We start from the raw sequence: 19,517 nt of genomic DNA, 5'->3' as shown, positions 1-19,517 counted from the left end.
TCTATCCTTTCACCGCGCCGAGCGACAGGCCTTCGACCAGATAGCGCTGTGCGTAGAGGGCGAGTGCCAATGTCGGCGTGATCGAGAGCACGATGGCCGCCGAGATCTGGCCGTACTGGATTCCTGACGAGGTGATGAAGGCGAGCGCGCCGACCGTCACCGGCTGCTTGTCGGCCGAGGCCAGCACCAGCGCGAAGACGAAATTGTTCCAGGCGAAGATGAAGGCGAGCAGGCCGGCCGCCGCAATGCCGGGGCCGGCGAGCGGCAGCGCGATCTTGCGGAAGGTGGCGAACCAGGAATGGCCGCCGATGCGGTAGGCATATTCGATGTCGGCCGGAATATCCTCGAAATAGCCGCGCACGATCCACAGGATCAGCGGCAGGCAGATCAACTGGTAGACCCATATCAGACCGATATAGGTGTTGGCCAAGCCCAGCTTCTGGAAATAGAGGGTCAGCGGCAACAGCACCAAGAGCGCCGGCGCGAACTTGAACGACAGCAGCGTGAAGGCGATGTCCTCCGAGCCACGGAATTTGTGGCGGGCGAAGGCGTAGGCCGCCGGTACGCCGAGCAGCAGCGATACCGCGACCGAGGTCACCGACAGGAACACCGAATTCCAGAGGTTGCGCATGAAGGCGATGTCGAGCGTGCCGGCGGCGGTCATCAGCTTGCCGGTGATCAGTGCCGTGTAGTTGGCGAGCGTCGGTTCGAAGATGAGCTGCGGCGGGATGCGCAGGATGGTCTCGTTGGTCTGGAACGACATCATGAAGATCCAGAGGATCGGGAACATGAAGAAGATCACGACCAGGGTCAGTGCGATGCCGCGCAGGATGCGTTCGAGCAGGGAGGTGTGTTCCATGGCCGCCTCCTATGCCTGGCCACGGGCGCGTTCGCGCAGCCTGAGCCAGTTCTTGATGAAGATGTTGGAGAGGAAATAGGTGATCGCCCACAGGATGATCATCAGCGCCGCCGAGCGGCCGACATTGGTCGACTGGAAGAAGTTGAGATAGGCCTCGACCTGGAAGACGGTCAGCGTGTCGCCGGGCCCGCCTTGGGTCATCGCATAGATGATGTCGAACTGCTGGATGGAATCGAGCAGGCGAAACAAGGTCGCCGTCAGGATGTAGGGCGTCAGCATCGGCAGCGTGATGCGGAAGAAGACGAAGCTTCTCGGCACGCCGTCGAGGGCCGCCGCTTCGAAGGGCTGCGTCGGCAGGCTGCGCAGGCCGGCGAGCAGCAGGATCATGATGAAGGGCGTGTAGACCCAGATGTCGACCAGCACCACGGTGAACAGCGCCGTCGACGGCGACGAAGCCCAGCGGAAATCCTGCAGCCCGATCAGGCTGGCGAGATAGCTCAGCACGCCGAAGCCTGGATTGGTCATCAGCTTCCACATCAGCGCGGCGAGCGCCGGTGCCGTCATCAGCGGCATCAACAGCATGATCGAGATGAAGTTGTTCAGCGTCGAGCGCTTCTGCAGCAGCAGCGCGATGGCAAGGCCCAAAAGCAGTTCCAGCACGACCGTGGTGCCGGCATAGAGCAGCGAGACCTTCAGCGTGTTCCAGAATTTTGGATCGGTAAAGAAGGAGATGTAGTTGTCGCCCCAGTTGAACTGCCGCGCCCAAGGCTGGCTCAGCCGGTAGCGTTGGAACGAATAGACCACCGAGGTCAGGAACGGGATCAGGATGCCGATGCAGACCAGCAGAGCCGGCAGGCTGAGCACGTAGGGCAGCACCCGCTTGCTGATCCTGAAGCCGGATGGCTTGAGCCTTTGCGATACCACTGCGGTCATCGAGCTGCTCCGTTGTTGCTGTCGCTTCGCCCTGCCGGCCGCCCAAGGGAGCAAGGCGGCCGGTCGGGCGAAATGGCGGTCACCTTTCGGCACCGCATCGCAAACATGAAAAGTTGACGAGGGCCGACCCGCCAGGCAGGCCGGCCCTTATTGCGACTTAGCCGAGACCGGCTTCCTTGAGCTGGCCGTTGATGCTCTCGGCGAGCTTGTCGAGGCCCTCGTCGACCGGCACTTCCTTGGCCACCATCTTCTGCAGCGTCGCCGCCCATTCGGTGGTGAGGTCGAAGAACAGCGGCTGCGCGGTGAACTTGATCGAGGCGCCGGCGGCCGAAGCGTCGAACATCTCGACATAGCCGGGGTAGCTCTTGTTGAGCTTCTCGCGGAACATCTCGTCCTTCCACACCGACTGGCGGACCGGATCGACGAAATCCATCTTGGTGGCGCCGAACAGGCCGTGCTCAGGGCCCGAAGCCCATTGCAGGAAGTACCAGGTCGCGTCCTTGTCCTTGGAGAAGTTGGACATCGCCAGCGACCAGATCCAGATGTTGGGCGTCGAGGCCTTGGCTTCCGGATTGGCGGTGAAGGCGGCATAGGCGAGCTTGCCAGCCATCTTGTTGTCGCCGCCATTCATGAAGTAGCCGAGGCAGTCGGCGTCGAAGATCATCGCCGAGGCGCCGGCGCCGAGATCGGTGCCGACCTGGTACCAGGTGTAGGTCGACCAGTCCTTGGGGCCGCTCTCCTGGATCATCTGCACCCATTTGGCGTGGAAGGCCTTGGAGCCGGCGGTGTTCATCGCCGCGGCGAGCTTGCCGTCGGCCGAGACAGTCAGATCCTTCTCGTTGAAGTTCGAGTAGGCCGAGAGGAAGCCCGGATGGATCGTCGCCCAGGAACGCGAGCCGCGCACGCCGATGCCGTAGACGCCGCTGCCGATATCCTTCTGCAGCTTGGCGGCGGTGGTGATCATCTCGTCCAGATTGCCGGGGACGCCGACGCCGGCCTTGTCGAACATGCCCTTGTTGTAGGTGATGTTGTTCTGTTCGAACGCCCACGGAATGCACCACTGCTTGGCATCCTCGGAACCCAGCGCGCCACCCGGCTTACCGTTCCAGGCGCAGGACGATTTCACGCCCGGCAGGATATCGTCCCAGGCATAGTTCGGATTGGTCTTGGCCGGATCCTTGATCCATTCGTTGAGGTCGGTGATCCAGCCGGCTGGGCCATAGGTCCAGGTCATATAGGCGCCGGTCATGAAGGCGTCGTATTCGGGCGAGCTTGCCGACAGTGCCGCCGTGACCTTGTCGAAATAGACGTCTTCGGGGAAGACGTCGTAGACGACGTTCATGCCGGTCAGCTTCTTGAAGTTCTCGAGGTCGGCGATCATCGCATCGGCATAGGGATGCTTGTTGAGCAGGAGCTTGATGGTCTTGCCCTTATGCGCCTGCCAATCGAAGTCGGCGGCAAGCGCGCGGGTCTGGCCCAGGTTGAGCAGCGTGCCGGCGGTGCCGGCGGCAAGGCCCATCGCACCCAGGCCCTTGATCAATCCGCGACGGTCGACTTGTCCGCGCAGGAAGGCGTCTATGAGGTCTTTCTCTTTCTCATGCATTTCGTCTTCTCCTCCACAGGGTAGTTTCAACTGAACTGTTGCCGGCTACCCGACCGGCGTCTCTTCCACGAGCGATCGCGCCGTGCGCTCGTCCGTTATCAGGCCCTTGAGATAGCGCCCCTCCAGCACCGACTTGATGGCGCGAACCTTGATCTTGCCGCCGGCGACGGCGACGATCCGGCGGCTGGCGATATCCTCGCGCGCCAGCGCCAGCGCCCGGTTGGAGACGGTCGTCGCCACCGCCTTGCCGGCCTCGTCGAAGAAATGGCCGAGCAGTTCGCCGACACCGCCATTGCGGCGGATCTCCTCCATCTCGCCCTTCTCGATCATGCCGGTGGCGACAAGCGACGCCTCGCGTTCGGCGGTACCGATGCCGGCGAACAACAGGTCGGCGGAACGCGCGAGATCGAAGACCTCGCTGATGCCCTTCTGGCCGAGCAGCACGATGCGGTCCTCCGCCGTGTTGGCGAACATCGGCACCGGCATCACATAGGCTTCGGCGCCGGTGCGCTCGGCGAGACGATGGATGACGTCATGCGGGTTGGCCGAGAATTTCCGCGTCAGGCCGCCGAGCAGCGAAACGAAGCGGATCCGGTCGGTGGTGGTGCGCGGCAGATATTCGACGCAGGCAGCCAGCGTGCGGCCATGGCCGACGCCGATCAGCGCCTCTTCGCCGCGCTCGATCTCGCGCTTGAGGAACTGCGCGCCGGCAATGCCGAGCGCCTTGAGCGGCAGGTCCTCGGAATCGAAATCGGGGACCACTTCGCAATAGTCGAGGCCGTAACGGCGGGAGAGTTCGTCCTCGAGCTCGACGCATTCCGACACTTCGCCGTCGATATAGACCTTCACCAGCCCTTCCTGGTTGGCCTTGGTGATCAGGCGATGGGCCTTGAGGCTGGTCAGCCCGAGCCGCTTGGCAACCTCGGACTGGGTCAGCCCGCCGGCGTAATGAAGCCAGGCGGCACGCGCCGCCATGCTGGCATCATCGTCGCGCAAAAGGCCGTTGCCGAACCCTACCATTTCCACCCTTTGATATTTTTATCAGTTGCTGCAAAATTTTTCACATGGCGCGATGGGAGTCAAGCGATCGCTGCGCGCAATTCACGACATGACGGCCAAAGCCGGCGTCGGCCGGCCTTTTGGCGATGTCAGCTTATGATGATGCGAAGCGGCCCTTCCGCCGTGCCCTGTCAGCACCGGGCCTTTCAAAATTGCTTCTGGGTTCCCGCTCTGGCGACGCCAGGCGCGTTCCAGGCGGGATGAAGAATCGCGCCTTACGCGCCAGCCATGGAACCGTCGGCCTCGGCGCGTACCAGCTTGATGTCGGCCCCGGCCGCCCAGGCGCCGATATCCTCGCGACGCAGTGCCGCCGCCATCATGTCGGGAAACAGATCCGGCGTGCAGGCAAAGACGGGAATGCCGAGTGCCGCAACCGACCCGGCCATTTTGGGGTCATAGCCCGGCCTGCCCTGGTCGGTCAGCGCCAGGAGCACCACGACATTGACGCCCGAGCGAACGAGTGCGGCTAGCCGCTGCAGCAATTCCTGGCCGTTGCCGCCTTCATAGAGGTCTGTGATCAGCACCATGTGCGACTTGGTCGGCCGTTCGATACGCTCGGCGCAATAGGCGACCGCCTGGTTGATGTCGGTGCCGCCGCCAAGCTGCACGCCGAACAGCACTTCGACAGGGTCGCTGAGTTCCTCGGTCAGGTCGACGATCGCCGTGTCGAAGCAGACCAGCTTGGTTTTCACCACCGGCAGCGAGGCCATGACGGCGGCGAATATCGAGGCATAGATCACCGAACTGGCCATCGACCCGGACTGGTCGACGCACAGCACGACCTCGTCCAGATCGACCAGCCGACGCTGCTGGCGCATGAAGCCGACCAATCTTTCCGGCACGATGGTCTTGTGCTCGGGCTGATAGTGGCGAAGGTTGGCCGAAATGGTGCGCGGCCAATCTATGTCGCGCTGGCGCGGGCGGTTGGTGCGGCGCGAGCGGTCGAGCGCACCGCGTATCGCCTCGGCGGTCTTCTGCTCCAGCCGTTGCATCAGCTTGGCGACGATGTCGGCGATGATCGTGCGGGCGACGTCCTTGGTCTTGGCCGGCATGACCGAGCGCAGCGAGATCAGATCGGCGACCAGATTGACGTCCGCCTCGATCGCCTTGAGGAATTCCGGCTCCATCAGCATCTGCTTCAGGTTCAGCCGTTCAAAGGCATCCTTCTGGACGATCTGGACCACCTGCGCGGGAAAGAACGACCTGATATCGCCCATCCATTGCGCGACCTTCGGCGCCGAGCGCCCCAGACCGCCGCGCCGTTTGCGCGGATCGGCAGCCGCGTCGCCGGCGCCGTCGCCATAGAGCGCATCCAGTGCCGCGGACAGCCGCTTGTCGGTCTCGGAAAGCGCTGCCGATGACGGATCATCGGCGCCGATCGCCAGGCGCCAGCGGCGCTCGCGCTCGTCGCCCGCCTGGCCGGATACGCTCATGTCGATCCCGTCATCCATGGCCATTCTCGCCGCTGAGCAATGGCGCGAGCCGATCGAGATGCCGGCGCCACGCCTCGCCGCCATCAGGCGTTGGTGTCAGCCCGGCCGGCAGGCGCCTGGCGCGGCCGAGCACCGCTTCGATCAGCCGCCGCCGCTCCATAGAGTCGAGATGCGAAAAGACCCGGCGCAACAGCGGCAAATGCGCGACAAATGCCTCCTCGTCGAGCGATTTGAGCCAGGCGTCCACTGCTCCGCGCAACCCTTCATCATAGATGAGCCGCTGGCCGGCGGTGCTGAAGAAGCCCTCGAAGAACCCCGCGGCCTCGGTGACCGCCGTGCCCGGCGACAGGCGCCGCGCGATCAGGCCTGCCGCTGCTTCAGCCGATAGATGGCCGGCCTCGTAGAGCAGATGCGCGGCACATCCCGCTACCAGCGCCGTCGAGCGCGACCCATCGAGCACGGCCGCCAGTCCGTTGCGCCAGGCATCCAGAACGTCCTGTTCCGGTTCGACCAGCCTGATCGCGTCGTCGGCCTTGCGCATGGCGCCGACCAGCGCGGAGGAAGCCTGCGCATCGAGATCACGGGCGGCATAGGGGAGTGCGATCCCGCCTTCGACAATCAGCCGCGCCAGAAGACCGGATAGGCGGGCGGTTTCGGTCTTGCGGGCTTCGCCATAGCGGATGATGTCGGCGAGCGGCGGCACCGATGCCAGGATTTCCAGGCATTCGCTGCTGTGCGCGGCGCGTTCCTCCAGCGTCGCGAGACCGATGGTCGAGGCTTCCGACAGGTTTGCCGTGATGGCGCCTTGAACCAGGCCCGCCAACGCATCGAGGGATGACGCGGCGGAAATCATCTGGATCAGCCGGCCGTTGGCGGCCTTCTCGATGGTTGGGCCATGGACCAGGTTCTCGACCAGGCGAACGGCATATTCAGGCTCCCATGACAGCGTCCAGCGCTCGCGGAAGGTGCCACGGCTGCGGCCTGCGTCGGTCAGCTTGCCCCAATGCACGCCAAGCACGTTCAGCCGGTGCAGCAAGGTCGAGCGAAACAGCCCGCTTTCGCTGCGCAAATCGACCGACAATTCGCGCTCCAGCGCCTCGGGTTTCAGCCGCGCCGCCTTCTGGTTGCGCTGCAGGTCCTCGATCAGCGGCGCCAACGGGGTATCGGGCGGAATTTCGCCGACATCCGCCCCCAACAGCAGTTCGGCCTCGACCAGCGCCCACAGGATGGCTTCGCCGTTGAACAAGGCGGCGATCGCGGCGTCGCGCAATTCCTCGAAGCCGGGCTTTGGCCGTTCGCGGATCACAGCCAGCGCGCGGGCCAGCCTTTCGGCTTCGATCAGCGAGGCGGTCGAGACCATATGCCCCTTCGCCCTCAGCACGGCGGCGATCATGGCGAGCCACAAGGTCGCCGCGTCATGCCGGCCACGGGTGCGCCAAAGATGCTTGCACCAGCCGGGGGCGACGACCCCGGCGCCGTAGCCGAAGCCAAGCGCAAGGCGCGGCCCGGTCCAAGGCGCCCAGGTCATCGTGCTCTTGCGCCGGGCTAGCCCTCTCAGGAGGGCCTGATCCTCTTTTTGCGGACGTGTCGCCCGCAGGGCCGGCACATGGAAGGCGCCGCAGACGACAGCGATCGGCCCGTCGAATTCCTTGCGCGCGGCGGCGATCTCAAGCCGCATATGCGCTTCGCGTCTGGCCTCGAATTCGGCAAGCGGGCCTTCGCCTTCGCGCAGTGTCGTCATCGCATCGGCTATGGCCGCGAAGATCGGCCCTGGCTCCGGGTTCTGTTCGATGATGTCGGCCCACCAGCTTTCGCCATCCTCGTAGCCGGCGGCTTGTGCCAGTGCGCCGATCGGGTCACGCAGATGCGGCGCCGTTTCAATCTCGACCTTGGCTTCCGCTTCGTCAGCGGCAGCGTCCTGCGCATCTTCAACCGGTGCCACCCGGGCCGATGACGGCAGGTCGATGAACCGTAATGCAGCGCTGTTGCCGATGGCCCACAGGGCGGCCTGGTATTCCGGCGAGAACTCGGCGAACGGCCAGAAGCTGGTCGAAGCCGGATCGTCTTCGGGATAGCACAGCAGCGCCACCGGCGGCTGCATTTCAGGGCGGGCGAGCAATGGCAGCAGCGCGGAAGCATCCGCGGGACCTTCGATCAGCACGGCGACCGGTTTCAAATCCTGCAACGCCTGCACCAGGCTGTCGGCGGAGCCGGGCCCGTGATGGCGTATGCCGAAATAGGAAACCTCGCCCTGCGACATGGCGTCAGATCGCCGCGTTCAAGGCCGCATAGTAACCGGCATAATCGGGCCGCTTCTTCAGCACCGTCTCCAGATATTCCTCGAGCACCAGCTTGTCCTGCACCGGATCTTTCACGATCGCGCCGACGAGGCTGGCAGCCAGGCCTTCGGCGCCCAGCTTGCCGCCGTCGAACCATGCCGCCTGGCTGAGCCCACCGACCATGGTGGCGATCGCCTCGGCCGTGGACAGCGACCCGGACGGCGTCTTCAACGTCACCTTGCCGTCCGATGTCGCGCCCGAGCGAAGCTCGCGGAAAATGGTCAGCACGCGAGCAATCTCGTCGCCGACATTCTTCGGTACCGGCAGGTCGAGGCCGCCGGCCATCTCGCCGACGCGCTTGGAGACGATCGCCACTTCTTCCGCCATGTCTTCGGGCAAGGGCAGCACGACGACGTTGAAGCGGCGCTTCAACGCCGAGGACAATTCGTTGACGCCCTTGTCGCGGTTGTTGGCGGTGGCGATGATGTTGAAGCCGCGCTGCGCGTAGATCGAGGTGTTGAGTTCGGGGATCGGCATCATCTTTTCGGACAACACGGTGATCAGCGTATCCTGCACGTCCGAACCCATGCGCGTCAGTTCCTCGAGGCGGCAGAGCTTGCCGCCTTGCATGGCGCGATAGAGCGGTGTCGGCACCAACGCCTCCTCGCTCGGGCCCTTGGCCAGAAGCTGTGCGTAGTTCCAGCCATAGCGGATCTGGTTTTCGTCGGTGCCGGCGGTGCACTGCACGATCAGCGTCGAGTCGCCCATGATGGCGGCGGCGAGATGCTCCGACACCCAGGATTTGGCGGTACCCGGAACACCAAGCAGCAGCAGGGCGCGATCGGTTGCGAGCGTCGCGACCGCGGTTTCCATCAACCGGCGACGGCCGACATATTTCGGCGTAACCGGCGTGCCGTCGTCGGCCTTTCCGCCGAGGAGATAGGTCAGCACCGCCTTTGGCGACAGGCTCCAGCCGGCGGGCTTTTGCCGATCGTCGTTGCGCGCCAGCGCCTGCAACTCGCCGGCATAGGCCTGCTCGACCGGAAGACGGATGACTGCGTTCATTTGCTGTTCTCCGGATTTAATCATTTTCGAGATTCGGACTGATATTCGCCCAGCGCCGCGTTGAGGCGCAGCAAGCCGAGCGAAGGGGCGGCCGGCGGCATGCCGGCTGCTACCATCTCGTCGATCAGCCGCGTTGCCGTGGCTGACGTGGCAAGAAAGCCAAGCATTTCGAGGAGGTTGTGGGCGGTCCGCTTAGCGCCGTCATCGCTTCCGCCAACGGCCGAACGCAGCGCCTGCAGGACTTGCCCGACGTCACCCCACTCCACCCAGCCCGCCTCGGCGGCTTCGAGCAGGTTGAGCGAGGCGAGATATGTCACGTCTTTCAGGATCAGGCGGATGAGGGCCTGTTTTCTTCTGATGTCCAGGCGCGGCATAAGGTGGAGGACGAAAAGCGCGGGCCTACCGCCTTCGGCGACGAGCGTGTCGGCCATGTGCTTCACCGCGGCATCGCTGCCCGAGGCGGCCACCATGCGCGCGAAAGAGATATCGGCATTGCTGTCGGCGCCGAACTGCCAACCGGCGATGAATTCGGTTTCGCCAACGCCAAAGCGTACGGCGAGATCGACGAGATTGCAGGTGCCGAACAATTCGGCACGGCGTCGGTCCTGCGCCGGGGATTTCGGTTTCACCGGCGTGTAGGTCGTGCGCCGGCGGATGAACCCGGATTTGCCCGCGCTGATGAAGGCCGCGAGTTCGGTGACCGGATCCTCGCCTCCGGCCTCACCTGGAAGGCCGTGCTGACCCAACCTTGCCAACAGCCGGCCGGCCAGTTCGCGCACCTTGCCCGAACGGTCGGCGGCGAGCCCCTTCAGGAACGGCACATCATCCGGCCCCAGCCCGAAATGCATGAGTTGGATAAGGGCAAGCCTGATCTCCGCCGGCTCGTCCGATCCCTTGGCCTCGATCAGCCGCCGGGCCGAAGCCGGTTCGCGGCGCCGCATCTCGGCAAGCGCTGTACGCCGCGCCGCAGGGTAGAAATCATCCCAGTTTTGCGCCGCCAGCCTGTCCTGGCTGATATGGCTTTGCCCTTCGACGCCCGCCTGCCAGTCGACCCAGGGGGCATAGACATCAGGACTGTCTTGATCGGAGGCAGAAGGCATCCAGTCCATCGGATGCAGCACCAGGCCACGGCTGGCGACCAGCGTCACCACCCGTGCCTTGCCCCTTGTGTCGGCCGCCTGTTTGAGTGCGGCTCTGGCAAGCGGCCGCAGCCGGTCGGGCAACATCGGGAAAGCGAGTTTCGGCAACGGGGGGCGGCGTTTCAGCGTCGATGGCGCGGCGGGCCGCAAGGCGATCTCAAGCGCCTGCGCGGCGATCGCCAGCAGCCGGCGCTCCTTCTCGTCGGCGTCCGAACCGCCGCCGATTTCCCGCCACGCGGCCGGGGCCAGGTCGAAGCTCGCTCCGCCGGTGATCCAGCAGTCACGCATCGTCGCCAGGCCGATCTGCTCAAGCTCGTTCACGACAAATCGAGCCTCCCGAAATTGCTCTGAGCCGCCAGGAGGTCAAGCCGGCTGCCATTCCAAAGCGCGGCCGTGGCCGCGAGATCGATACCGAGCAGGGTTGGACTGACAGCCTCGTTGATCGGCAAGGCGATGCCGTTCGGGTCGCCGGCCGCCTGCCACCAGGGCGCGCCCCGGTCGTCGAGCAGGATCGCGCCTTGCGGCAGCATGACAGGACAATCGGTGAGCCACGGCGCCGCGTCCTGACAGGCAAGATGCGTGGTGAGCGGATCCGGTTCGCTCGACGCGACAGCGGGCCATTCGCCCGAAGAGACGTCACCCCTGCGGTCCATCACCAGGGCACGCAGCGGCTGCCGCGACGGATAGAAGATCAGCCGCGCGTCGAAGCGGTCGCCTGGCGTGAAGGCGTTGGACCGGCGGCCGGCCGAAGCCGGGAAATAATCGAGCAGAAGCGCAAAGCGCGGAGCGGCGCTCCTGAGATCGAGCAGCCAGGTCGAATGGCTGACGAGGCCATCGCGGCGGGTCTCGATCTTCTCGCCAAGAACCTCCCAAGTACTTTCGACCTGGACCGCGTGGGGGCTCGCCAGAACCTGGTCGCGCGTCTCGGAAGTCGACACCAACCGCTTCAGTTCGGGATCGTCGGGTGCGGCACGCCAGGCCTTGGCCAGCACCACCAGCTTGCCAAGTTCGCGGATCGCCGCATCGGGCCGTTCCTCTTTGCGCAGCGACATCAGGCGCGATGGAATTTCATCAATACGCCCGGCAAGGGCCGTCGCCTTCATGTCGACCAGACGCGCGGCAATCCGGCGGCAACGGTCGCTGCTGTTCTCGACAAATCCGGCAAGGCCAAGCCGCAACTGATCCGATATCCACTGGTCCATCTCGTCCAGCGCCGCCGACACAGAGGATCGCGTCTCCTCGGCCCGCTTGCGCTGTGCCGATTCGCGGCGTTCCACGGCCGCCGCGTCTTCCACCTCGGTGCTCTCGTCGCTCCGCGCGGCCTCACCGATGCTCTTGCCGCCGGCACCCGAGGCCGGCTGCGTGGGCGGTGGCGTGGTTTTCCTGCGCCGGCCGAGCCAGTCATTCACCCACTCCGGCGTCGAATCGGCCGGGGTGAAACTGGTCGGCACCGTGGCGGCGATCCACATCAAGGCGAGGCTATGCTTGCAGGGAAATTTTCGCGACGGGCACGTGCATTTATAGCCATGATCGCCGGTGTCGACGACCACGCGGTAGGGATTGGAGCCGGATCCCTGACACTCGCCCCACATGAGGGCCAGCGCTTCGTTCTTTTCGAGGCGTGGCCAGTTCGATCGTTTGGTCAGCTTGGAAGCGGCGCTCAGCGATGCCTGGTCAGGGGCAAGCGCCTCGATCGTTTTCAAGTCAAATTCCAAGCCGCGCCTCTGGTCGCCAGAACGAATGCCAGTTGCCAGTATAGATGGCAGTCTGTGACGGATTCTTGTAGCAGCGGCGGACTGGAGATCAATACAGACGCTGCGTGCCGATTGTCCCGATCAGCCCCCTGCGCACGCAATACGGCGCTATTGGCGAGGCCCGCCAATAAATCCTATTGGAGGATCCGCGTCGGCGCGTGGCCTGGATGGTCCCGTGCCATATCGGCATGGACCTCCCCCTCGCCGAGCGCACGGTCCAGACCGGTCGCCACCACCGAGACCCTGAAGCGGCCTTCCATGCTCTTGTCGAAGATGGCGCCGACGATGATGTCGGCGTCCTCGTAGACTTCCTCGCGGATGCGCGTGGCCGCCTCGTCGACCTCGAACAGGGTCATGTCCCTGCCGCCCGATATCGACACCAGGACGCCCTTGGCGCCCTTCATGGACATTTCATCGAGCAGCGGGTTGGCGATCGCGGCTTCCGCCGCCTTCATCGCCCGGCCGTCGCCGGACGCCTCGCCGGTTCCCATCATAGCGCGGCCCATGCCGCGCATCACCGATTTGACGTCGGCGAAGTCGAGATTGATCAGGCCTTCCTTGACGATGAGATCGGTGATGCAGCTGACGCCGGCATAAAGCACCCGGTCAGCGATGACGAAAGCATCGGCGAAGGTGGTCTTGGCATCGGCGATGCGGAACAGATTCTGGTTGGGGATCACGATCACCGTGTCGGCGGCCTCGCGCAGCCGCTCGATGCCCTCTTCGGCCATCTGCATGCGGCGCCTGCCCTCGAAGGTGAACGGCTTGGTGACGACGCCGACCGTCAGGATGCCGGCCTTGCGCGCCGCCTGGGCGATGATCGGAGCCGCACCCGTGCCGGTGCCGCCGCCCATGCCGGCGGTGACGAAACACATATGGGTGCCGGCCAGATGATCCATGATCTCGTCGAGCGATTCCTCGGCCGCGGCACGGCCGATCTCGGGCAGCGAGCCGGCGCCAAGGCCTTCCGTGACATGCGCGCCAAGCTGGATCAGCCGCGTCGCCTTCGACATCGTCAGCGCCTGGGCATCGGTGTTGGCGGCAATGAACTCGGTTCCCTGAAGCTGTTCCACGATCATGTTGTTGATCGCGTTGCCGCCACCGCCGCCGACGCCGATCACTGTGATCTTGGGTCTCATCTCGGAGATTTCCGGCTTCTTGAACTCGGCCATGCCTGCTTCTCCTTCGCCAATTGCGTGCGCTTCACGACCCACAAGCAAACTGCCCGCGGGACATTGCAATCGAGCGGCATGACGCGAATCAGTCCGTTCGGATGGGTACCCCAAAAAGCCAGAGAGCGGCCGCACGTGCAAGTGCGCTCGGGTCAAGATTTGTGATGAAGAGGCCGACCTGCGAGAACGACTGTCCGGTTTCAGGCAATCGTTATACTGTCGTCGTGGATTCGCCGATGGCCTTGATGGCCTGAGTGAGATCTCCACGCACTTCGTCGGCATCAAGGCCGAGGGGGCGACCTCCAGAACCCAAGGGTATGAAAGAATTGTCCAGTTCGCCATCGAGGGGAATGCGGCCGCCGGTATCGCGACGCGGAGTTTCGCGGCGATGAAGCGCCCCGTCGACCACGCCGCCATGGCCGTCTCGGGCTACACCGTTCCCTGGCATACAGCGGCCGGAACACCGGTCGCCCTTCACGTGTCGTCGTCGCGGCAGCCAAGCGACTTGCGCGTCGTGCGGCTCGACACGCAAGCGGCCGAGCCGATGGGCTGGCGCGTCGAGCCGACGGGAAATGCCGTGTCCCATCGCGATTTCGATCATGGATCCTTCCTGAGGATCGCGGCGGCGGAACTGGCCAAGGCCACCGAGATCGAAGGTGTCGCCTTCGAAGTGTATTTGACCCGCAACGATGGCGCCCGCGTGCTGTTCGAGAGCGGAAACCTGCGCCTCGGCCTGCAGGACGGGGGGCTGACGTCAGGCCACGACGGCGAGACGCTCGAAACCGGCGTGGCCTTGCCGGCAAACACCTGGCTCAGGGTCGAGATTTCGTCGATTGATGGCGCGACCATGGTGCGGATCGACTCGGACGATCTCCTGTCGCCATTTCACCTGAACCATCGCTTCGACCTGCCGTGGCGGCCCCTGCCCGGCGCTATGGTTTTCGGCACCAGCACGGCAAACGATGTCAGGTCGCTCAATGCGAAATTCTCGGCGATCTCCTTGCGAACCGCGGCCGGTCGTATCGCCTGGACGTTTCCGACCTTGCTGCCGAGCGGCCCTATCGCCTCCATGGGCACCGATCGCGTCCTCCTCCTGGAAACGGTCAACCAGCCCGCCTTCTGCATGACCTCGCGCCGCTGGGATGGGTCGAGTTTCGATCCCCGCCTGGTGCCGTCGCATTACGACGCGGTGCATTGCCACGACGACGACATGGGCGCGTTGCAGTGGCCCGCCTCCTACCGATTACAGGTTCCCGCCGAGGCGCCGGCCGGGGTCTATGCCTTCGAGGTCGGTCACGATGAAGGATCGGAGCGTATCGTCTTCTTCATCACTTCGTCGGTGCGCCGGGCGCCGCTGTTGTTCCTGGTGCCGACAGCCACCTATCTCGCCTATGCGGATGAATTCCTGCCGGCGCATCTCTACGAATGGATGTGCGAGGATCGCGGCCATCGCTTCGCGATCGATAACAATCTGAAGTCGCTCTACGACTACCATAGTGATCTCAGCGGCGTGTCGATCTGTTCCACCAGGAAGCCGAAGGCGACGCTGCGCGACGACTACAATTATCCGCTGTGCGGCTGCCCGCACAATCTGCCGGTCGACCTGTACTTTCTGCGTTTCTGCCATAGCAACGGCATTGCCTTCGATCTCATCACCGACCGCGACCTGCATGAGCGGGGCCTTGCCGGCTTGCAGGGCTATCAGGCGGTCATCACCGGCAGCCATCCCGAATATGTGTCGGTCGAGATGGAGCACGCGCTGCGCCAGTTCGCGGCGGCGGGCGGCAGCATCGCCTATCTCGGCGGCAATGGCTTTGCCGGCAAGGTCGCATTCCAGGACGATCTGATGGAACTGCGCCGCTCGCCGCTCGAAGCGGGCCGCACCTGGGATGGACCGGTCGCCGAGCAGTCGCTGTCGATCACCAACCAGCCGGGCGGCTATCTGCGCGCCAGCGGGCGCGGCGAGTTCTCGCTGACGGGCGTCGCCATCTCGCTGATGGGGTTCGACAGTGCACGGCCCTTCACACGCACACCGGAAAGCCATCAACCCTCGGCCGCGTGGTTGTTCGACGGCGTCGCCAACGAGACCTTCGGCGACGAGGGCATCGTGCTTGGCGGCGCTGCCGGCTACGAGGTCGATGCCACCGACCCGCATCTGGGCACATCCCCCGACACCATGGTCATTGCGCGGGCGACCGGCTTCCCGGACAGCTTCGTCCATGACGCGACGCGCTGGTACGAGGGAGGCGACAGGGAGCGCGACGGCCGCCGCTGCGCGGAGATGACGCTGCGCCATCTGTCTTCGGGCGGCCTGATCTTCTGCGCCAGTTCGGTCGCCTGGTGCGGCGCCTTGCCGGCCGGCGATGCCATGAACGACGTCGGCCGGATCACCAGGAATTTGCTGACGCATCTGGCGGCGGCAAGGAGCCGGTAGGCCTCGGATCGATAGCCTGGAAAGGAAGGCAGCCCGCCGCCGCGCCGGTTCCAGCACTTGGCTTGCCGCGCAACGACCGAAGCGTCTATCATGCATGATCAATCGGCGGCTTGGGTGTCCCCGCCGTGCCCGGCTCAAGGTTTGTCCGCGGCGCGTGTCGTCAGGTCAATTTCAGAATGCAGAAGCAACGCCCCCGCCAATGGCCGACAGAACACATTTCGGTTTGACCGCCGTCGACACCGTGCCCCTGCACGAGAAGGTCTATCTGGAGCTTGTGCGGGCTTTGATGTCAGGCCAATTCCTGCCCGGCCAGAAGCTGACCTCGCGCAAACTGGCCAAGGAATTGGGCACCAGCGACATGCCGGTGCGCAGCGCCTTCATGCGGTTGCAGGCCTTGCGGGCGCTGAGCCCGATGCCGAACGGCAGCGTCGAGGTGCCGGTGATCTCGGCCGAGCGGTTCTCGCAATTGACCGCCGTGCGCACGATCCTCGAAGGCCCGGCGACCGAGATTGCGACGAAGCTGATCAATGGCAACAATCTGCGGGCGATCCGGCGCCACTGCACCGACCTGACCCTGGCCGCGCGCAAGGGCGACATCGGCGACTATCTCAGGAAGAACCACGACTTCAAATTCTCGATCTATCGCCATTGCGGCAACGAGCAGATGATTTTTCTGATCGAGACGGTGTGGATGCAGGTCGGCCCTTTCCTGAGAAACCTCGCCACGGGGTTCGAGGACGACCTCTCCTCGATCCTGGACATCGACTATCACGAGGAAGTCGTCGCGGCGATCGAGGCACAGGACGGCGCCCGGGCGCGCGCGGCCATCGTTCGCGACATCGACGAGGGCGCCGCGCACATCCTGCGGCAGGCCAGGTTTCCGAAAGCGAGGGGCTAGACCGGTGTCTCCTGGGCAGACGCCGGTAGCGTCTCAGTTTGCCACACAAAAAGAAGGCTGCGACCAGAGAACACCCCACGGCGCTTTGCGGCGGTTCAAATGCGATCTTCTTTGTTGAAGCTTATTTCGGCAGATCCCAAATATATGATGGCAAATTTTGGTCGACAGGGATCGACATGAAGATACTCGGACGCGAAGTCTATCGGCCTCCGCTGCGACCAGGAGACGCTACTGGGATCCTATTGGTGTTCGTGCTGTTGGCGGTCCTAGTTGTTGCGTTGTTGATTTTCCCGATCCAAACGCGCGAGATACAGACGCGAAGAAATTTTGGCTTCGGACCGGGGTGGGACTGTGCGTGGCCCGGCAAAGGCGAACCAGTGTGCGTCAAATCTCCCAAGACACAGCCTTCCAGCTACAGCCGAGATTCAAACTGAGACATTACCCAGATGCCACTTGGCTTTCCCTTGCCTTGCCTCTATGTTGCGATCGCAAATCGCGCAATTGGTTCCTGAAATGCCTCCCGACATCCCGGCTAATGATTTGAAAAAATGAAGGAAATTCTTCCGACTGATGTCGGATGTGCCTTCATGAACTGATCATCTGTCTTGTCGTGAAATAGGGTGGCCGCCTCGGGCGCGGCACCGCAGGGAACCAGAGGTAACGGAAATTGAGCGATGCAATTGCGGACGTTCTGAGCTGGCTCGAGAGCCGAAACGACATCCAGAGCCTGCGCGCCGCGGTGTGCGATCTCAACGGCATCATGCGGGGAAAGCGCATCCCGGTCGAGCAGGCGCGCAAGGCGCTGGAGGGCAAGCTCCGCATGCCCTATTCGCTGATCGGGCTCGATGTCTGGGGCGAGGACATCGAAGGCAACAGCCTGGTCTTCTCGACCGGCGATGCCGATGGCCTTTGCCAATGGACGGGACGCGGCATTCTGCCGGTTGAATGGACGGCGCATCCGACGGCGCTCGTGCCGCTGTGGCTCGCCGACGAGAGCGGTGCACCCTATCTCGGTGATCCCCGGCGGGCACTGGCCCGCATCCTCGATCGCTACAAGGCGCTCGGTCTCACTCCGGTCGCGGCGACCGAACTCGAATTCTACCTGGTCGATCCGCAATCGCAGCGACCGGTCGGGCCGGTCTCGCCTGTCACCGGACGGCGTCTCGATTCCGACGCGGCGCTGTCGATCGACGAGATCGACGATTTCGAAGCCTTCATCCACGACATCTACGAAGCCTGCCGCGCGCAAGGCATTCCCGTCGACACGGCGATCGCCGAGAACGGCGTCGGCCAGTTCGAGATCAACCTGAACCATGTCGCTGACGCCTTGCGGGCGGCCGACGACGCCGTCCTGTTCAAGCGCACGGTGAAGGGGATTGCCCGCAAGCACGGCTTTGCCGCCTGCTTCATGGCCAAGCCTTATGGCGACCGCGCCGGCAATGGTTTTCACGTCCATTTCAGCCTGGTCGACGCCGATGGGCGCAACGTGTTCGACGACGGCACCGACCAGGGCTCCGACACCATGCGCCACGCGGTGGGCGGGCTGCTGGCGGCGATGGCCGAAAGCACGCTGGTGTTCGCGCCGCACTTCAATTCCTACCGCAGGCTGCGCCCGCGATCCTATGCGCCGACCGCGGTCGCCTGGGGCTATGAGAACCGCATGGTCGCGATCCGCATTCCCGGCGGCCCGACCGCCGCGCGCCGCATCGAACATCGTGTTTCGGGCGCCGACGCCAACCCCTATCTGGTGCTTGCCGCCATACTGGGCGCCGCCCTGATCGGCATCGAGAAGCAGATGTCGCCGGGCGATCCGGCCGGCAATGACGGGCAAGGCGCTGTCCCGGCCAAGCTGCCGCCGGACTGGGCGTCGGCGATCGCGGCCTTTGAAGGCGGGACGCATGTGGCGGAAATCTTCCCGGCAATCCTGCGCGACTCGTTCGTCGCCTGCAAACGCCAGGAACTGAACACGTTTGCCCTCAACGTCAGCGACTTCGAGATCGAGACCTATCTCGAAAGCGTCTGAGGCCTTTACGACGGCCGCTCGGCCTTCAGCACCGAGACAGCTGCCTCGCTGTTATGGACATAGTCGTTGGCGTCCGGCTGCCGCTGCACCAAGAGGATGAACAACAGGTCGGTCAGCGTCAGCTGCGCGTCGCGCGCGGTGATGGATGAGGAGCGCGCACGCTCCTCGTCGGCGATGGTGTAGAGGCGGATGTCGGCGACCCGGCTCAGCGGATTGTCGTGCAGGCCGGTGACGGCGATCACCATCGTGCCGCGCTTGGCCGCAAGCTCGGCAATGCGCAGGGTTTCGATGCTGGCGCCGGAATAGGACAGCGCAAACAGCACGTCGTCGGGCCCGAGCGTCGAGGCATTGGCCATCTGGATGTGGCTGTCGCTGTCATGCAGCACGTTTCGGCCGAGCTTCATCAGCTTGTAGGAGAAATCGCGCGCCACCAGCGAGGAGGCGCCGACACCGACCAGATGGATGCGCCGCGCGCCATCGAGCAGTTCCAGGGTCCGCGTGAGGATGCGGTCGGTATTGGCGGCGACGGTCTGCTGCATCGACAGCAGCTTGGAGCCGATCAGCTTCTTCAGGATGACGGGAAAGCCGTCGCCGACCTCGATCGAGCCATGAATGACGCCGGCCGGCATCTGCCAGTCCCGCGACCTCGCCTCGCTGACGGCGAGCTTGAGCTCCTGGTAGCTGGCATAGCCGAGCTTCTGGCTGAACTTGACGACGCTCGACTGGCTGCGGCCGATCTCGGCGGCGAGTGCCGCCGTCGACAGGCGCAGCATCTGGTCGGGATGATCGACGATATAGCGGCCGATCTCGCGGTCGCCGGCCGCCATGCCGTCTAGCTTCGCGGCGATCTTCTTCAGAACGGACAT

At 64.3% G+C, this 19,517-nt stretch carries 14 protein-coding genes; 3 read left to right on the top strand and 11 right to left on the bottom strand.

All coding sequences use genetic code 11. The features are described from left to right. Position 1 precedes the first annotated feature (1 nt). From FJ948_RS14740 to ftsZ, 10 genes are all read right to left on the bottom strand, one after another. Entirely contained in the window at positions 2-859 is an 858-nt protein-coding gene (locus FJ948_RS14740; protein WP_140705560.1) for a carbohydrate ABC transporter permease, read from the bottom strand. A gap of 9 nt (positions 860-868) precedes the next feature. Next, positions 869-1,792, bottom strand: a complete 924-nt coding sequence (locus FJ948_RS14735) for a sugar ABC transporter permease (RefSeq protein WP_015318968.1) — start codon at positions 1,790-1,792, stop codon at positions 869-871. 157 nt (positions 1,793-1,949) lie between these two features. Beyond that, on the bottom strand, positions 1,950-3,395 hold the full coding sequence (locus FJ948_RS14730; RefSeq protein WP_140705558.1) for an extracellular solute-binding protein: 1,446 nt from the start codon (positions 3,393-3,395) through the stop codon (positions 1,950-1,952). Positions 3,396-3,440: 45 nt separating this feature from the next. Further along, positions 3,441-4,415 carry a sugar-binding transcriptional regulator gene (locus FJ948_RS14725; RefSeq protein WP_140705914.1) on the bottom strand — a complete coding sequence of 325 codons (975 nt, stop codon included), beginning with the start codon at positions 4,413-4,415 and terminating at the stop codon, positions 3,441-3,443. 254 nt (positions 4,416-4,669) lie between these two features. Next, positions 4,670-5,905, bottom strand: a complete 1,236-nt coding sequence (locus FJ948_RS14720) for a VWA domain-containing protein (RefSeq protein ID WP_140705556.1) — start codon at positions 5,903-5,905, stop codon at positions 4,670-4,672. Next, positions 5,898-8,147: a DUF5682 family protein gene (locus tag FJ948_RS14715; RefSeq protein WP_140705554.1), complete on the bottom strand. Its 2,250-nt coding sequence runs from the start codon at positions 8,145-8,147 to the stop codon at positions 5,898-5,900. Before FJ948_RS14715 ends, FJ948_RS14720 begins: the two co-directional genes overlap by 8 nt. A gap of 4 nt (positions 8,148-8,151) precedes the next feature. After that, entirely contained in the window at positions 8,152-9,231 is a 1,080-nt protein-coding gene (locus FJ948_RS14710; protein WP_140705553.1) for an AAA family ATPase, read from the bottom strand. Between the two features lie 20 nt (positions 9,232-9,251). After that, positions 9,252-10,691, bottom strand: coding sequence for a DUF5691 domain-containing protein (locus FJ948_RS14705; RefSeq protein WP_140705551.1), 1,440 nt, complete (start codon positions 10,689-10,691; stop codon positions 9,252-9,254). Continuing rightward, entirely contained in the window at positions 10,688-12,073 is a 1,386-nt protein-coding gene (locus FJ948_RS14700; RefSeq protein ID WP_246677524.1) for an SWIM zinc finger family protein, read from the bottom strand. Before FJ948_RS14700 ends, FJ948_RS14705 begins: the two co-directional genes overlap by 4 nt. 185 nt (positions 12,074-12,258) lie before the next feature. Beyond that, positions 12,259-13,296, bottom strand: a complete 1,038-nt coding sequence (gene ftsZ, locus FJ948_RS14695; protein ID WP_140705547.1) for a cell division protein FtsZ — start codon at positions 13,294-13,296, stop codon at positions 12,259-12,261. A gap of 388 nt (positions 13,297-13,684) precedes the next feature. On the opposite strand from ftsZ, the gene FJ948_RS14690 reads away from it, so the two are divergent. The 3 genes from FJ948_RS14690 to FJ948_RS14680 all read left to right on the top strand — a co-directional run bounded on the left by FJ948_RS14690 (position 13,685) and on the right by FJ948_RS14680 (position 18,651). Beyond that, a complete protein-coding gene (locus FJ948_RS14690) occupies positions 13,685-15,730 on the top strand; it encodes a N,N-dimethylformamidase beta subunit family domain-containing protein (protein WP_140705545.1) in 2,046 nt (681 codons plus the stop codon). Positions 15,731-15,929: 199 nt separating this feature from the next. Then, on the top strand, positions 15,930-16,628 hold the full coding sequence (locus FJ948_RS14685; protein WP_140705543.1) for a GntR family transcriptional regulator: 699 nt from the start codon (positions 15,930-15,932) through the stop codon (positions 16,626-16,628). Positions 16,629-17,295: 667 nt separating this feature from the next. Further along, on the top strand, positions 17,296-18,651 hold the full coding sequence (locus tag FJ948_RS14680) for a glutamine synthetase family protein (protein WP_140705541.1): 1,356 nt from the start codon (positions 17,296-17,298) through the stop codon (positions 18,649-18,651). A 5-nt stretch (positions 18,652-18,656) separates the two neighbouring features. Here FJ948_RS14680 and FJ948_RS14675 read toward each other — a convergent pair whose 3' ends face one another. Next, entirely contained in the window at positions 18,657-19,517 is an 861-nt protein-coding gene (locus FJ948_RS14675; RefSeq protein ID WP_140705540.1) for a MurR/RpiR family transcriptional regulator, read from the bottom strand.

The organism is Mesorhizobium sp. B2-3-12, assembly GCF_006442205.1.
In the GTDB taxonomy this organism is placed as follows: domain Bacteria; phylum Pseudomonadota; class Alphaproteobacteria; order Rhizobiales; family Rhizobiaceae; genus Mesorhizobium.
This window is presented reverse-complemented; position numbering and strand designations above follow the sequence as displayed.

Excerpts from the sequence above, each read along its gene's own strand:
- FJ948_RS14730 (WP_140705558.1), bottom strand. The coding sequence starts at position 3,395 with ATGCATGAGAAAGAGAAAGACCTCATAGACGCCTTCCTGCGCGGACAA.
- FJ948_RS14720 (WP_140705556.1), bottom strand. The coding sequence starts at position 5,905 with ATGGATGACGGGATCGACATGAGCGTATCCGGCCAGGCGGGCGACGAG.
- ftsZ (WP_140705547.1), bottom strand. The coding sequence starts at position 13,296 with ATGGCCGAGTTCAAGAAGCCGGAAATCTCCGAGATGAGACCCAAGATC.
- FJ948_RS14735 (WP_015318968.1), bottom strand. The coding sequence starts at position 1,792 with ATGACCGCAGTGGTATCGCAAAGGCTCAAGCCATCCGGCTTCAGGATC.
- FJ948_RS14725 (WP_140705914.1), bottom strand. The coding sequence starts at position 4,415 with ATGGTAGGGTTCGGCAACGGCCTTTTGCGCGACGATGATGCCAGCATG.
- FJ948_RS14685 (WP_140705543.1), top strand. The coding sequence starts at position 15,930 with ATGGCCGACAGAACACATTTCGGTTTGACCGCCGTCGACACCGTGCCC.
- FJ948_RS14690 (WP_140705545.1), top strand. The coding sequence starts at position 13,685 with ATGAAGCGCCCCGTCGACCACGCCGCCATGGCCGTCTCGGGCTACACC.
- FJ948_RS14710 (WP_140705553.1), bottom strand. The coding sequence starts at position 9,231 with ATGAACGCAGTCATCCGTCTTCCGGTCGAGCAGGCCTATGCCGGCGAG.
- FJ948_RS14740 (WP_140705560.1), bottom strand. The coding sequence starts at position 859 with ATGGAACACACCTCCCTGCTCGAACGCATCCTGCGCGGCATCGCACTG.
- FJ948_RS14675 (WP_140705540.1), bottom strand. The coding sequence starts at position 19,517 with ATGTCCGTTCTGAAGAAGATCGCCGCGAAGCTAGACGGCATGGCGGCC.
- FJ948_RS14715 (WP_140705554.1), bottom strand. The coding sequence starts at position 8,147 with ATGTCGCAGGGCGAGGTTTCCTATTTCGGCATACGCCATCACGGGCCC.